At 57.0% G+C, this 15,995-nt stretch carries 11 protein-coding genes; 3 read left to right on the top strand and 8 right to left on the bottom strand.

The annotated features are described in order from the left end of the window. Positions 1–26 precede the first annotated feature (26 nt). The 3 genes from MTX78_RS20720 to MTX78_RS20710 all read left to right on the top strand — a co-directional run bounded on the left by MTX78_RS20720 (position 27) and on the right by MTX78_RS20710 (position 4,537). The gene (locus tag MTX78_RS20720) at positions 27–2,909 is read left to right on the top strand and encodes a TolB-like translocation protein (RefSeq protein WP_243797967.1); all 2,883 of its coding nucleotides are present in this window, start codon (positions 27–29) and stop codon (positions 2,907–2,909) included. Between the two features lie 138 nt (positions 2,910–3,047). Continuing rightward, complete coding sequence (locus MTX78_RS20715) at positions 3,048–3,776, top strand: dioxygenase family protein (RefSeq protein ID WP_243797965.1); 729 nt, start codon at positions 3,048–3,050, stop codon at positions 3,774–3,776. A 56-nt stretch (positions 3,777–3,832) separates the two neighbouring features. After that, the gene (locus MTX78_RS20710; protein WP_243797964.1) at positions 3,833–4,537 is read left to right on the top strand and encodes a pirin family protein; all 705 of its coding nucleotides are present in this window, start codon (positions 3,833–3,835) and stop codon (positions 4,535–4,537) included. A gap of 77 nt (positions 4,538–4,614) precedes the next feature. Here MTX78_RS20710 and MTX78_RS20705 read toward each other — a convergent pair whose 3' ends face one another. The 8 genes from MTX78_RS20705 to MTX78_RS20670 form a co-directional block, all read right to left on the bottom strand. Further along, on the bottom strand, positions 4,615–5,361 hold the full coding sequence (locus tag MTX78_RS20705; RefSeq protein WP_243797962.1) for a LytR/AlgR family response regulator transcription factor: 747 nt from the start codon (positions 5,359–5,361) through the stop codon (positions 4,615–4,617). Then, complete coding sequence (locus MTX78_RS20700; protein ID WP_243797960.1) at positions 5,358–6,491, bottom strand: sensor histidine kinase; 1,134 nt, start codon at positions 6,489–6,491, stop codon at positions 5,358–5,360. The genes MTX78_RS20705 and MTX78_RS20700 overlap by 4 nt, the downstream gene beginning before the upstream one ends. 164 nt (positions 6,492–6,655) lie before the next feature. Then, a complete protein-coding gene (locus tag MTX78_RS20695; protein ID WP_243797958.1) occupies positions 6,656–7,141 on the bottom strand; it encodes a YdeI/OmpD-associated family protein in 486 nt (161 codons plus the stop codon). Positions 7,142–7,254: 113 nt separating this feature from the next. Then, entirely contained in the window at positions 7,255–8,043 is a 789-nt protein-coding gene (locus MTX78_RS20690) for an L-fucose dehydrogenase (RefSeq protein ID WP_243797957.1), read from the bottom strand. A 137-nt stretch (positions 8,044–8,180) separates the two neighbouring features. Next, entirely contained in the window at positions 8,181–9,038 is an 858-nt protein-coding gene (locus MTX78_RS20685; protein WP_243797955.1) for a fumarylacetoacetate hydrolase family protein, read from the bottom strand. Between the two features lie 115 nt (positions 9,039–9,153). Then, positions 9,154–9,918, bottom strand: coding sequence for an SDR family NAD(P)-dependent oxidoreductase (locus tag MTX78_RS20680; protein ID WP_243797954.1), 765 nt, complete (start codon positions 9,916–9,918; stop codon positions 9,154–9,156). Positions 9,919–10,313: 395 nt separating this feature from the next. Then, entirely contained in the window at positions 10,314–12,236 is a 1,923-nt protein-coding gene (locus tag MTX78_RS20675; protein ID WP_243797952.1) for a RagB/SusD family nutrient uptake outer membrane protein, read from the bottom strand. 19 nt (positions 12,237–12,255) lie between these two features. After that, complete coding sequence (locus MTX78_RS20670) at positions 12,256–15,534, bottom strand: SusC/RagA family TonB-linked outer membrane protein (protein ID WP_243797951.1); 3,279 nt, start codon at positions 15,532–15,534, stop codon at positions 12,256–12,258. Positions 15,535–15,995: the final 461 nt, after the last annotated feature.

Genomic DNA, 15,995 nt, shown 5'->3' with positions numbered 1-15,995 from the left:
TCTTGCGTTTCGTCCGTTCCCATTCTATGCGCAAGTTTCTGCTAGCTGCGTTGGCAGCTCTGGCTTTTCCGGCAGCGGGCCTCGCCCAAAGCCTCCCCATCCTCGACCAAAATCCGCCTTCGCTGCGGTGGCAGCAAGTAAATACGCCGCATTTTCGGGTGCTGTACCCTACGGGCTTTGAGGCCGCTGCGCAGCGCACCGCTCAACGGCTAGAGCAAGTGCACGGCCCCGGAGCAGCCACCCTAGGTGTAAAGCCGCGCCCGATTGCGGTGGTGCTTCAAACCCGAACCAGCGTCAGCAACGGGTTTGTAACGTTTCTGCCCCGGCACGCCGAGTTTTTCGCCACGCCCGAGCAGGGCATGAGCTTGGGCACCAACGACTGGCTCGACCAATTGGTGGTGCACGAGTACCGGCACATCGGGCAGTTCGAGAAAGGCCGGCAGGGTATCGGGCGCCTGTTGGGCCCTCTGCTCGGTGATGGGGCGCTGGGTGTGTCGGCGGTGGGCTTGCCGCAGTGGTTTTTCGAGGGCGACGCCGTAGGAACTGAAACTGCCCTCACGCGCAGCGGCCGGGGTAGTATTCCGGAGTTTGGGGTAGGCATGCGCGCCAACCGCTTGGCCGGGGCACACTATAACTACCAAAAAGCCGCCAATGGCTCCCTGCGCGACAATGTACCCAACTGGTATGTGCTCGGTTACTACCTCACGTCCTACGCCAAAACTCGCTACGGTGCCGATGTGTGGGACCGGGTACTTACCCGGTACAACCGCTTTCCATTCTATCCTTTCTCGTTTTCCAACAGCCTGCGCCGTACCACCGGTTTGCGTGTGGAGCAACTGTACGCGCGCACCATGGCCAACCTCGACTCGACGTGGCAGGACGAGCAGCGGAAGCTAAAGCCCACCGAGGCGCGAGAGCTGGCCGGGCAGTACCGCGGCCGAGTGTTCACGCAGTACCAATACCCGCAGTACGTCAATGACAGCACCATAGTAGCCCTGAAAACCGGCCTCGGCGACATCGCGCAGCTGGTTCTGTTATCAACCAAGACCGGCAAAGAACGGAAGCTGCACGTGCTGGGCCCGTTGAACCTACCGGAAATGCTGTCGGTGGGTGGAGGCAAGGTGGTGTGGCCGGAGTATCGGTATGACGCGCGTTGGGGGCAGCGCGTGTACTCCGAGCTGAAGGTGCTGGACTTGGCTACCGGCCAGGTGGCGCGCCTGGGCCGGCGGCACCGCTACACGGCAGCCTCCCTTTCGCCGAATGGCACGCGGCTGGTAGCAGTAGAAACCGATTCCAGCTACCACCATGCCTTGTCGGTGCTCGATGCCCGCACCGGCGCCGTGCTTGAAACCCTGCCCAACCCGCAAAACGACTTCTACCAGCAGCCCCACTGGACACCCGATGGCCAGCGAATAGTAACCGTGACCTTGAAGCCTGCCGGCAAAACCATGGAACTGCTGGACCCGGCCGCCGGCACCACACGGGCTCTGCTGCCAGTAGCCAACGTGAACGTAAGCAACCCGCAGCCGTGGGGCGAGTACGTGCTCTACAATTCGCCGCAGTCGGGCATCGACAATGTATACGCTGTGCATACCGGCACCAGCCAGACGTACCAAGTGGCTTCCCGGCAACTCGGCGCTTACCATGCGGCCCCCTCACCAGCCGGCAACTACCTGGCTTTTCATGACTACCGCGCCACGGGTGCCCGCATCGTAGAAATGCCGCTCAACCCAGCTACCTGGCAACAGACAACTACTGTTACCAATGCCATGCCTGGTCCGTACGTCAATGCCTTGACCGCTCGAGAACCAGGGGCAGCTCGGATGGTGGCGCTGCTGGCTGGAACAGCACCAGATACCGCTCGCGTGTATCCCACGCGGCCGTATTCGGTGCTGCGTAATGCATTCAATGTGTTTGGGTGGGGCGTTGTGCAAAACCCGTCTGGCAACAACGTCAGCCTGGGTGTCCGCTCGCAGGATGTGCTGAGTACCACCCAAGCTATTGCGGGCGTCACTTATGACCAAACCGAACGCACCGGGGCAGTATTTGGCGGAGTGAGCTACCAGGGCCAGTACCCGGTACTGGATGCCGATATCAGCTATGGTGGCCGCAACCTAGCCCGCTACGTCGACCGGCGGCGCCCCCTCGACAGCCTCCAACGCGACCAATGGCGCTATACGCGCCTTACAGCGGGTGTGCGCCTGCCGCTCACACTCACCCGCTCGAAATACCTAGAGGCTTTGACCCTGAGTAGCTACTACCTGCACGAGCGGGTAAGCGACTATGATTTGCCTGTTCGGTCGCGCTCCGAGCCGGGCCCTAACCAACCGGTGCACGCCATCCAAAACACGCTCAGCTATGTGCGCCAGCTGCGGCTTAGTGCCCGCGACGTGGCGCCACGGTGGGGAGGCTCGTTGTTGCTGACTTCGCGCTCCACCCCCTTTGGCGCAGGCCTTGATGCCTGGCAGTTGGCCGGGCAAGGCAGCGTGTATCTGCCGGGGGTGGGCAAGCATCATGCGTTGCGGTTACGAGCCGGCTACCAGCAACAGCAGCAGCGCCAGTACCAGTTTGCGGCGGCTGTCTCGTTTCCGCGCGGCGAGGGCTACGTGAGCTTTGACCGGTTACGGGCTGCGTCGCTGGATTATTACTTGCCGCTGGCGTATCCGCATTGGTCGGTGGGGCGCTGGCTGTACGTGCAGCGGATTCGGGCCACCGGCTTTGCCGATGTGGCTCAAGGCCAAAGTTCTGGTCTGGCAACGCGCAACTACCGCAATGTGGGCCTAGACACGTCGGTGCTGTTCAATGTGCTGCGCCTACGCACTCCGCTGGAAGCGGGTGCCCGGGTGGTACTGAACACCTACACGCAAGAGCTGATTTTCGAGCCGCTGGCGTTTAGTATTCGGTTGTAATCTGTAGTGGTATTTTAAGGTGAAGCAGGCAATCCGTCGATTCAGTGGTGCGAACTGTCGATTGGAGAAAGGAACAGCTGTGCGAGAAGGCGAAATTCACTTATCAGATTCGCTACTTCTTCTGTCACCTTGCATACCATGGAAAGAAAACACTTCCTCAAAAGCTTACTAGTAGGCGCCATTTCCACTCCCGCATTGCTTGCTGCCTGCAGCAAAGACGATGAGGCTGTAACGCCTTCTACTGGCTCTACGGGCACCGGCACCACGGGCACTGGCTCTAGCAGCTGCACCGTAGCGCCCACCGAAACCGAGGGGCCGTTTCCCACGAAATCACCGGCTTCCTACGTGCGCAGCAACATCGTGGACGGCAAAACGGGCCACCCCCTGACGGTGAAGATTACCATCAAGAACGCCAACAACAGTTGTGCTGTGTTGTCGGGAGCTTTGGTGGATATCTGGCACTGCGACGCTGATGGCAACTACTCGGAGTATGGGGGCACGGGTATGCAAGCCACCAATTACCAAGCAGTGCACTTCCTGCGCGGCCGGCAAATCACCGATGCCAACGGCTTGGTCACGTTCACTACCATTTTTCCGGGCTGGTACAACGGTCGAGCCACGCACATTCACGTGCACATCTATAGCGCCAGCGGCACGTCGTTGAAAATAACGCAAATTGCATTTCCGGAAGGTGTTGGTACTGCTCTGGCTGCCGTTAATGGCTACGGCAAAGGCATGAGCGGCTACACCACCAACGCCCGCGACAACGTGTTCAGCGACGATACCGCGGGCGCCGAAATAGCCACCGTAACGGGCAGCACCTCCGCCGGCTTCGAGCTAACCATGACGTTGAACGTGGCTGTATAACTCGGCTGGTGCTTTAGCTGCTATCTGATTTGCTACCACCCCAGCCATCTGAAAGAATGATCAAGCAAACGCCCGGTAAAATCTTTCTGGCCGACCAGCGCGGAGTAGTGGAAACCAGCGAGTTTCGCCGATACAGTACCTTTACTTTCGGGGCCTACATCCACGAGCACAAAAGTGCTTTCGGTAGCCTGTACGCCCTGAACGAGGAAACTCTCGGTGGAACACAGCACCTGGAATTCACTACCGACCGGCCCACTTACATTCTTCTGATTCCGGTGACGGGAGAGGTGGTACTTAATGCCCCAAGTGGCAGCGTCATGGTGGGAGTAGAGGAAATACAGGTGCTGGCGTTGCCGGCTCACACCACGTTCGAGCTTGTAAACCCTTACACAAACGAGCTGGTTACGTTCCTGCACCTATGGCTGCAAGCCGAACACCCCATAGCGGCTACTAGCAGCAAAAAGCGCGCATTCCGGTTGGCCGCCACTGAAAATCAGCTCGCAGAAGTGGTGTCTGCGAGTGTTGCCAACCAGCCGCTTCCTTTCTCACTCTATATGGGCCGCTTTGCCGGCCGGCAAGAGGCGGAACATACGCTCAGCAACAGCGCGGCTCTGTTTGCCTTCGTGCTGGCGGGTGCCTTTGAAGTGGAAGGCCGGCTGCTACACGAAAAAGACGGTTTGGCTTTGTGGGACACCCAAGAGGTGGAAATAGAGGCGCTCAGCAACAACGCGTTGCTACTCGTTCTTGAACTGAAGCAGTAGCTACACATACACCGCCACCACACAGGGGCGCATGGGGTACAGCAACTCCCATGCGCCCCTGTGTGGTACACTAGTGTCTACTTCCAGCGGCTCACAAACTGGTCGAAAGCGTCCCGGTAACTGTCGCTTACTGGGATGGTTTCGGTGCCGATGTGCACCGTGCCGCGGCCGATAGAGGCAATGTGGTTGAGCCCCACAATATAAGAGCGGTGAATGCGCATGAACTGGCGTGGAGGCAAACGCTCTTCCAGAGTTTTCAGGCTGGTGAGCGAAAGCAGTGGTTTGGGCTCACTGCGCCGATACACTTTCACATAGTCCTTCAGCCCTTCGATGTACAGGATGTCGTTGAAGGGCACGCGCACGAGCTGGTACTCCACCTTCAGGTAGAGGTAGTCGTCGGGGGTGTCGGCGGGTTCGGCGGGCGGTTGGCTAGAGGCTTGGCTGACCTCGGCATACGACTTCGCTTTGTTGGCGACGCGCAAAAACTCTTCGTAGGTGAAAGGCTTAAGCAGGTAATCCAGGGCATCTACCTTGTAGCCTTCCAGCGCGTATTGGTTGAAGGCGGTGGTAAACACCACGCGGGGACCCCGGCTACCGGGGCCCCGGTCGAGAAGCCGAGCCAGTTCCAGGCCATTGAGGTCCGGCATCTGAATATCGAGAAACAGCAAATCGACGGGCGTGGCTTGTTGCTGCAAGCCGCGCAGGGCCGCTACCGCGCTGCCATAGCTGCCCACCAAGCTCAGAAACGGGGTTTGTTCGATGAAATGGCCGACTAGCTTCAGCGCCAGCGGCTCGTCATCGACGGCAATACAAGTAAGTGTCATGGCTGTAGGGTGAGGGTAAGACGCACGTAGTATTCGCGCCCGGGCATCCGTTCGGTTACGGTGAGCGTGTGGCGGTCGGGGTAGAGCAGGGCCAGCCGGCGCCGAGTGTTGGTTAGCCCAATGCCGTGGTTTTCGTCTAAGGCCACCGGGCGGTCCGGGAAAATTGAATTGCGCACCTCCACTTCCAATGTGCTGGTGGTTGGCTGTTGGACCACGATATGGATGTAGCTGGGAGCCAAAGCACTAACGCCATGCTTAAAGGCATTTTCCACGAAGGTAAGCAACAGCATGGGCGCAATAGGAGCCTCCTGCACTACGTCGGGCGTTTGGTAGCGCACCTCTACATTTTCGGGGAGCCGGAGCTGCATCAAGTCGATGTAGTCGCGGATGAAGAGCAGTTCTTGGCTGAGGGGCGCCGTGCCGGATTGCGTGTCGTAGAGCACATAGCGCATCATGCGGGAAAGGCGGTGAATAGCCTCGCGGGCCTGGTCGCCGTCGAGCAGGGTGAGGGCGTAGATATTGTTGAGGGTGTTGAAGAAAAAGTGCGGGTTGATCTGCGCTTTCAGCCACGCCAGTTCCGTCGACAGCTTTTCTTGCTCCAAGGCCTGCCGGATGCGGGCTTCGCGCTGGCCACGCTGCACCGCGGCCACGCTGGTGCTTAGCCCGAGCACCAAAAGCGTGGAAAGCATCACCGCCGGATTCACCCACTCTTGGCGTCGGCTCCAAGGCTGCGGCCGTCTGAAAGACCGGCCAGGCTTGGCAGATGGCCTCGTTTGCTGGTTCGCCTGCATCTCGCTAGGCGGCGGCCCAAAAAAGCGCCGTTGTGGGCCGTACGTGGTTTCTATGTAGCTCTGAACCTGTCGGTAAGGTACCGTTACGCCGAGCACTGCCACCACCAGAAACAACATATACCGCAGTAGGCGGCGGCCATAGAGCAAGTGCGGTACCGCCCAATAGGCATTCACATAAAACACCCCCAATGACACCACAAACAGCACTGCTTGCAACAAGTAGAAGTGCGTTTGAGGCAACCGGTTGGAAGGCTGCAACACCAACAGCACGCCCAGCAATACCCAAATCAGAGCGTGCAGTAAAAATGTCTGTGCTTGGCGGGAAGTAAAAAGCGGCATGGAGAGAAGGCAGATGGGCAACTTAAAGGTAGTTGCAAGACGCGTCCTGGCTGAAGGCTAATCGGCCAAAACCGCACAAGTCTATACCAACGGCCACATCACGCCGCTGTTTCGGTTGCGGTGCCAAGGGGAGGCAGCGGCGCCTTCGTGTGGGGCAAGCCAGCCTACTCTTTCCGAAATGGATTACGACCCAATGCTAGCCGCTCGGCCATTTCCACGGCCCGGCGGGCGCGCGTTTCGGCTAGCTTGCCGGTGGCTACATGCTGCGCTATTGCCCGCCGATAGCTGGCAGAGTACGCGCTAAATTGCTGTTCGGCCTCAGGCCAGGCGGCCAGTGCTTCGGCCAGCTCTTGTGGTACGTCCACGGCATCTGGGTGTGGGTCGGGCGCTATACTGACCGTGATGTGCTGGCCTATTTGTATAGCCGCAGCGCGGCAGATGTCTTTATTGACCATCAGGTAGCGGCCCCCACCCGCTAGCGGCAAGAGCCCTAGCCGCACCGGATAGCCATTGAGTGTGCCGACCACGCGCTTCGCGGCCTTGCCGCCCAGCGCCGCTACTACCAGTGGCGGCACCACCACAAGTTGAGTGGGCATGAAGCTCGGGCCACCGGACTCTAGCTGCGCCTGAAAAACACAAGGAGTATCCATACACCTGAAAGTACTAAAACACGCTTACCCGTGCTAGTGGTAATTCCCAATGGGTGCCGCTACTTTCAGCTAGGCCAGTCTTCTGGGGGTGTTTCTGGCCGGCAAACAAAAGATTACGCGTTGGCTAGGGCACGGTCTAGATGAACGTAGCCTCCATCGACGTGAATAATCTGGCCGGTGGTGTGACTGGAACAGGCGGAAAGCAGAAAAGCAGTGGTATTGGCAATTTCCTCAGCTGTTGTCATGCGGCTTTCCAGCGGAATCTTGCTGGTAATTTCGTGCAGCTTTTCTTCCGGGTTCGGTAGTGTTTTGATCCACGTTTCGTAAGCTGGCGTCCAGCATTCGGCCACCATTACGGCATTCACCCGGATGCCGTATTTCAGCAATTCCACGGCCCATTCGCGGGTGAGGGCATTGCGCCCGCCGTTGGCAGCAGCATACGCAGAGGTGTTGCCTTGGCCGGTTTCGGCGGTTTTGGACGTGATGTTGAGAATAGCACCGCGCGACTTTTTCAGCTCCGGCAGCGCATAGTGCGCCATCAGGTAGTAATGCACCACGTTCTTGTGCAGGCTGGCCATAAACGTCTGGTAGGTGCCGCTTTCCAGCCCCACACCGTCGTTGACGCCGGCGTTATTCACCAGGCCTTCTATACGTCCGAACTGCTGCACCACTTCTTGCACGGCTCGCTCGCATTCCGCCGGGTCCGACAGCTCGGCCGTCACGTAGCCGGCGTGGCCCCCGGCGGCGGCTACGGCAGCCACTAAGGCTTCGTTGTCGGCGGCATTGCGGCCCACCACCACCGGAATGGCTCCTTCCGCAGCCAGTACCCGCGCGATACCCTCGCCGATGCCTTTGGCCCCGCCCGTTACAATAATGACTTTGTTGCGCAATTGTAAGTCCATAGTCTCAAGCCTAAGCAAACCAGAAAGAAGTAGCCACGCAGGCGGGGCCGAGCTTGTATGCGGCCAGCAAAGCAAGCGCGGAAGCACGGCCCCGCCAGCGTCAGCGCACAGACTCGGCCCCACCAACCAAAGTAAGGCTAGCGTTTAACGTACGCTTTCAATTCCTGACGGGAAGTGCCGAGCCCATCAATACCCAACTCCACTACGTCGCCGGGCTTGAGGTACACGGGCGGGTTGAAGCCCAGGCCCACCCCGGCGGGCGTACCCGTCGAAATAATGTCGCCGGGCAGCAGCGTCATGAACTGGCTGATGTAGGAAACCAGGAACGGGATGCGGAAAATCAGGTTGGCCGTGGTGCCATCCTGCATCATCTGGCCGTTCACGCTTAGCCACAGGCGCAGGTTGTCTACGTCGCCTACTTCGTCGGGGGTAGCCAAAAACGGACCCACCGGCGCGAAAGTGTCGCAGCCCTTGCCCTTGTCCCAGGTGCCGCTGCGCTCCAGCTGAAACTCCCGCTCCGATACGTCATTGTGCAGCGTGTAGCCGGCAACGTAGTCGAGAGCATCTGCCTCTTCCACGTAGGAAGCACGCTTGCCAATAACCACAGCCAACTCCACTTCCCAGTCGGTTTTCACGGAGTTTTTCGGGATGGTGATGTCGTCGTTGGGGCCAACCAGGGCCGTGGTAGACTTAAAGAACAGCACCGGTTCGGGCGGCGGGGTGGCGCCGGTCTCCCGGGCGTGGTCGGCGTAGTTGAGGCCCACGCACACTATTTTGGACGGCCGTGCTACTGGCGCACCCAGCCGCTCACCCGCTGCAACAGCCGGCAGTTGCCCCGCGTGAGCCTCTACGAATGCTGCCAAGCGTTTCAGCCCGTCCGTGGCAAAGAAAGTTTCGGTGTAGTCTTCTCCGAAAGCGGATACATCAACTTGCTGCTCTCCTAGTAACACACCTGGCTTTTCCTGGCCTGGCTGGCCGTAGCGAATCAATTTCATGAGGTTGGATTGGTGAGGGTAAGGGGTTGATTGCTAAAAGTTGACTGTTGAGGGTAAGCTACTTCGCGGCAAGCCGACGGGCAACCACTGGCAAGCATCCCTCAGCAACCAACAGTCAATTATTGAGCTTGATGAAACCACCGTCCAGTGGGTAGTCGCAGCCCGTAATGAAGCCAGCCTCATCGGAGCACAAGTAAAGGGCCAAGGCTGCCACTTCGCTAGGCGTGCCCATGCGCCCAATCGGCTGGCTGCGGGAGAGCTTGTCGAAGATTTCCTGCTCCTGTCCTTGGTAGTTTTTGGCAATAAAGCCATCAACAAACGGTGTATGCACCCGCGCCGGCGAAATGCTGTTGCAGCGGATATTATGGGCCAGGTAGTCGCGAGCTACCGACAAGGTCATGGCGAAGATGGCGCCTTTGCTCATCGAGTACGCAAACCGGTCGGTGAGGCCCACGTGCGCCGCAATGGAAGCCATGTTCACGATGACGCCACCGGTGCGGGCCTTTAGTTGCGGTAGCGCGGCGTACAAGCAGTTGTAAGCACCTTTCACATTCACGCTATACACCCGGTCGAAGTCTTCTTCCGAGGTGTTTTCCGCGTTGCCAACGTGCGCAATACCCGCATTGTTGATTAGAATATCGAGTGGTCCGATAGCCTGGAAAATAGTTACTACTTGCGCTTGCTGGCTGATATCGGCCCCGTGAGCAGTAGCCTGCCCGCCTGCTTGCTGGATTTCGGCCACCACTTGCTCGCCTGCTGTGGCGTTCAACTCTAGGATGTGTACTTCGGCACCTTGTTGGGCAAACGTCAGCGCAATGGCTTTGCCAATACCACTGCCGCCGCCCGTAATAACTGCTTTCTTTCCAGCTAGATTGAACATAGGACGTGCTTTCTATTTTGCTGCGTGAATAGTAAAATCAGACCGTGCCAAACAGCCTTTTGGTAGGCTACCCTACCACTTTCATGGCCTGCCGGGCTGCAATCAGCACCAAGCCAGTCACCAAGAAGGCCGCCAGTAAAAATGAGTAATAAGGTTTGGCGCACTCTCCTGTAGTGTAGGGGCTCTGGGCGCTTACGCTGCAAGAAACTGGTTTGCGCTGAAACACCCATTACCACAAAGCCCCGACCGGTACCGGTCGGGGCTTTGTGGTAATGGGTGTTTTAGTACGAGGCTATCTGTAGCCGGCGTTCTGCACCAAGGCAGGATCGGCTGCAGGCGTTCGGTAATACATGTGCTGTGGTACGTTCTGGTGATGGCGCCGATGCGTTACGCCATTAGTAGCCGAAGTTCTGCACTAGCTTGTTGTCCGCAGCGAGAGTGGTCTGTGGAATAGGGAGCAACTCTTTACCGGTATTAGGCAAATACTCGGCGGCTAGGCCAGTACCAAGGCTGACGGCGGTGGTACTACCAGTGCCAGTGACAAGTGTATAAGAGGTGCCTACCGGCTTGGTATTGGCGATGTACGAAGCATCAATTGCCTGACGCCAGTTTACGCGTGCCGTGCCCGCAGGGGCAGTGGATGGAGCATTAGGCATAGTTGGTGGATCAAAACGCGGGTTTGAAGGGCGAAAGAAAGAAAATGCCCACTGTACGCTACTACCCGCCGTTGGCGTGCGATAGTACATATAACGAGGCACGTTTTGGTAAGGGGCTTCTCCCTTAGCCAGCTTTTCCAAATTGGCTTTCACTTCGGCCATCTTCGTGTTGAACAGGTTCCAGCGAATCAGGTCGTACTTGCGAATAGCTTCGCTGCCGAACTCCAAATACCGCTCATGTACAAGGGCATCAAAGAAAGCTGCTTTGTTGTTCAGGTTGAAGCCAGCTTGCGCAAGTGTGGCCGTAGCCCGCGAGCGGTTGCCATTGAAAGCCCGCGTCCGAACACGCAAGAAGGCGTCCTGGGCGTCGGCAGTGGGGCCGTTAAGTTCGTTTTCGGTTTCAGCAAACATCAGGAGCACATCGGCATACCGAATTACCGGCCAGTTGTATCCCAGATAGTTGCTCGACCCGGTGAGCAGCGGAGTGCGCCAGTCGCGGCGGAATTTACCGTCGGTTAGGGCATTCAGAGCCACTCCCGTGAAGAGCGTGCTGGTGGTACCCATGCCATAGGTCGTAATCGTTACGTCGCGCCGGGTATCCGTAGAGTCGAAGGCGTAGAAGTAGGTAGGCACCACGTTCACACCACCCTGCGTAGAGCCGTATATACTCGATTGGTTTTGCAAGCGAGGGCCGTTATAGTAGCCCAGCTTGCTATCTGACACAGCTGTTGAGCCCGTCATACCAACCTGAAATATAATTTCATTGGCGCTTTCGTATTGCAGAGTGTTGATGCTCTTGAATAGTGCTTCGAAGCTCGGGTTTAGGGAATGCTCCGTTGGACGCGCCATCAACTCTCTGCACTCCTGCCGCGCAATGCGGTAATAGTCGAGGTAATCAGCGGGCCTTTCCATTTGGCCACTAGTTGGGTTGGGGCTGTAGCCACCCCGGAACAAGGCAATACGGGCGCGTAGGGCTTTCACGGCGCCTTTGGTTATCCGCTCACTGGTTGCACCGGCAGCAGAGCGCCAAGGTACCAGCTTCTGCGCCTGCCCTAAGTCGTCAATCAGTTTGGCAAGTGTGGCCTGACGGTCGGCGTTGGGCAGCAGAAAATCCTGGCCTGATACCGATGGCGTAAACTGCGCCGGTACATCACCCCAGTGGCGCACCAAGTCAAAGTAGTACTGCGCCCGCAAAGTAAGGGCTTCGCCATGCAGCCGGTGCATCGCCGCCGTATCGGCCGCAGTGCCGCCATTATACAGGGGGGAAAGCGGAATTTGTTGGATGCAAATGTTGGATCGTTCTACTCCTTGGTAGAGCGTATTCCAAGGGTTGGCTAGGTCGGAGTTGGTTGATAACGCCTTGTAGCGCGCGATACCCCGGCGTCCACCTTCCGTAGCTGCCCCCGGCGAGCTGATCATCTCGTCGCTGTCATACGGGAAGTACATACTTACGCGCTGCCCGTAGCTGTTGTCGCCCGACAGCGGATCGTAGGCTCCAACAACGGCAGCCGTAGCTCCAGCTACCGTGCTAAAAGTATATTCAGTTGTGTTGAGCGCAATCGGTTCTACGTCGAGATAATCTTTGCAGGACGTGACCATTCCGGCAGTACCGACTAGTACACTAGCTGCCAGTGCAGCCCGGAAAAAAATTGAAGATTTCATATCAAGCAACGGGTGGGAATTACAAAGAAAGGTTCACGCCAAACAGGAAGGCCCGGCTGCGGGGGTAGGCAGCGTAATCGACACCGGGGGTAAGTGGTGAATTGCGACGCGTGTTGGCCTCTGGGTCGTAACCGGTGTATTTGGTGAAGGTATAGAGGTTATTGAGCGTCACGTAGAAGCGTAGCTGCTGCACTTTAGCTTGGGTCGTTAACGCTTTGGGCAGGGTGTAGCCCACAGTTATGTTGTTCACGCGCAAGAACGAGCCATCTTCCACCGCCCATGAATGCAGGAAGTAGCTGGAAGTTGGCCGCCAAATGTCAGCGCCTTGGTTGATTTCGCGCAGCCGATCCAGCGACGTGATGAACGTACCATCCGTTTCAGTGATACGGTAGCGCGAATTCATATCGTTAAGCACATTGCTAAACACTGTGTTTGCCGTGTTTGTGGTGAACTCAATTTTGTTGGCATTGTATACATCATTGCCCAGTACAAAATTCAGGAATATGCTGGCGTCGAAGCTTTTGTAGGTGAACTGCTGGTTCAGGCCTCCTACCATTTTAGGGTTAGCATTGCCAATGACTACTTGGTCAAGCTCATTGATTACTTTATCCCCGTTCATGTCTTTCAGCTTCAACAGACCGGGTTGGGCTGCTATACCGTCCGGCGTACCTACTGGCAGCAAGTCAGTTCTGTCAGTTCGCAAAACCCAGCGCTGAGCGGCCGGCTGAGCAGGGTTGTAGCTCTGAAAATCATCAGCCGTATAGTAGCCATCCGTGACGTAGCCGAACATCTGGCCCACGGGTTGGCCCACCCGTGCTACGTAGTCCCGGGTTAGGGTAGCGGCGCTACCAGCCCAACCTGAGTTGATAGCGGGTAACTCATCCAGGCCCTCGCCTAAGCTTTCAATACGGCCCCGGTTGAACGATGCGTTGGCCGTTGCCGTCCAAGTGAAAGCCTGATTGGTAATAATAGTCCCCGTCAGCTGCAGTTCCAGACCGCGGTTGGAAGTCGAGCCGATGTTCTGCGTCTGGCTGGTGTAGCCCAGGAACGCCGGAATAGTGCGGTTGATCAGCAAGTCGCTGGTGGTATTGTAGTAGGCATCAGCCGTGAACTGCACTCGGTTATCGAGCAAGGCCAAGTCAACCCCAAGGTTGCGCGACGTAGTGGACTCCCACTTCAAGTTGGGGTTAGCCAGCGAAGTGGCTGCCGACCCCAGCACAATAGAGCGGTTGATGGAATAAGGTGCGCTACCAGCCGAGAAAAGCTGCTCGCCCAGGAAGTCGGCAATACGGTTGTTACCGGCTTTGCCGTAGCTCAAGCGCAGCTTCAAATCCGAAACAGCCTTCACATCTTGGAAAAAGCTCTCGCGCGAAATCCGCCAGGCTAGCGAAGCACCGGGGAAGTAGCCCCACCGGTTGCCAGCCCGGTACTTCGACGAGCCATCGGCCCGGAAGGTGCCAGTGAACAGGTACCGGTCGTCGTAGGAGTACGTTACGCGGCCGAACCCTGAGAGCAGACGATAGTCCTGCGGAATGCTGGTTTGGGGCAATACGGGCTGAGCCGTTTGGCCAGCAGGTAGCACTCCCTGGTTGATGTTAGCCAACGCCCGCTCTGCTGTGATATCCAGCGGCAAGAAATTGGTTTGAATGTATTGCTGCGTGTTGCGCTGCTGGTAGATTTCTTCTCCAACCAATAGCCCTACCGAATGCAAACCTGTTTTGAAGTTGTAGTCTAATACGTTGGAGTTGTTGAACGTATTTTGTGTGCCTGTAGTGATAGAGGCGGTAGGCAACTGCTGGTAGTTGCCGCCGGGCTGCCGCAGCAATGGAGAAAAACGTCCGTTGAAAGTGCCTAAGTTGGTGTTGGTGATATCGAAACCAGCTGTAGACCGGAACGTTAGATTTTTTATGATTTCCAACGACGCGTTGGCACTCGCGTTGAACGTCTGAAGCTTGTCGCGGCGGTACTCGCTGTCAATAGCTACAAGTGGGCTTACCAGCGTGGAAATGGCAAGGAACTCGTCATCAAACGTATTCGGATCGAGAACTGCTCCTGACAACCGCGGCACCAATAGGGGCTGGTACTGTACCGTGTTGCGCAAGCGAGAAGTGGTATTAGAGCCAGTGGAAGAAGTGCCGGCCCCATTGGTAGTTTGGTCGTTGAAACGAACATTTAACCCTACCTGCAACCGCTCGCTCGCCTTGGTGTCGAAGCGGAAGTTGACGAGTTTTCGGTCGTAGTCGGAGCCACGTTGGATACCGTCCTCCAAGTTGCGCGTTAAACTTAGGGAGTACGTGGTACCCTTCACGCCCCCAGCCACCGACACGTTGTGGGTTTGCTGAAACGCGTCGCGGCCAAAGGTCTCGTCCTGCCAGTCAATGAACGGAGCGCTACTAGCCTGTTGTAGCGTGTCACTGTTGAACCGGTTGCTGCCAAACAAAGATCTGAAGGAAGGCAAACCGCCCGTTCCGCTGCCCGCTATTTGGGCACGCTCGAACTGATAATCCAGGTATTCCGCGGGGTTGAGTACCCCTAGTTTGTTGGAGAGGCGCCGGAAACCTGCAAACCCATTGTAGCTGATAACCGTGCGGCCCTCAACACCTTTCTTCGTCGTGATAATCACGACGCCGTTGGCACCACGCGCACCATAAATAGCGGTAGCCGACGCATCTTTTAACACATCGACCGAAGCAATATCCTGAGGCGCAATGACGCTTAGCGCGTTTTCGATCTGGACACCATCTACTACATACAAGGGAGAGTTGTCCTGCGTGATGGAGCCGCCGCCGCGCACGCGCACCTGCACGTTGGTGTTGCCAGGAGTACCTTCGGCGCTAGTCAGTTGCACACCAGCTAACCGGCCGGTGAGAGCTTCAGCCGCCGAGTTAACGGGGATATCTTTGATCTGCTGGGAATTTACCGACGATACGGAGCCCGTTACGTCGCGGCGCTGTACGGCTTGGTAGCCGATAACCACTACGTCGCTCAGCGTCTGGGTGTCTTCCAACAGCGTTACGTTCAGCTGCGTCCGGTCGCCAACGGGGATGTCCTGCGAAACGTAGCCAATGTAACTGACACGTATGGTCGGGTTGGTGTCGGTGGCGGGCAGGTTGATGAGGAACGTACCGTCGCTGTTCGTGGAAGCACCATTCGTCGAGCCCTTCACCACTACCGTCACCCCAGGGAGTCCTTCGCCTTTTTCAGACTTTACAACGCCGGATATACGCCGTTGCTGCTGAGCCCACGCTGTAGATGCCGCGCAGATCATGAGCGGCCACAGCAGTAGTTCTTTTTTCATGTGTTAATAAGTAACCGTGGGAAATTTTGAAAACGATTGCGAAAGGGGTAGCTACCTCGTCAATTGGACTGTTCAAGGTCGTACTGCATCTTGTGTATGACTACAACCTCCCCCGCACAGCACTCATTTAAACACAATCCAGATTTTGGATTGTCAGTTTAATTACTTGGCTTATTAAGTTTACTATAATGTGGCCTCGCGATAAACAAAGAGTGGTTTTTTATTTATGCAATCGTTGCCGGGAACGATGCCACGTAAGTGCCAAATGCGCTTTTATCTGGGTTGGTTCCTACGCGTTTGAGGGTACTGCTAAATAAGCCTAATTGCGCCTTAAACCTGGCTGCATTACCACGTAATTGTAATTATTACAATACAGCTTATGGTGCTGATGATACCCTATCCGCAAGCCGAACGGCACAGGGAAACGCTTGCCTACTCGTGGGAAGGCAAGACAATGCGAA

Origin of the sequence: Hymenobacter tibetensis (assembly GCF_022827545.1) — a bacterium.
Classification (GTDB): domain Bacteria; phylum Bacteroidota; class Bacteroidia; order Cytophagales; family Hymenobacteraceae; genus Hymenobacter; species Hymenobacter tibetensis.
This window is presented reverse-complemented; position numbering and strand designations above follow the sequence as displayed.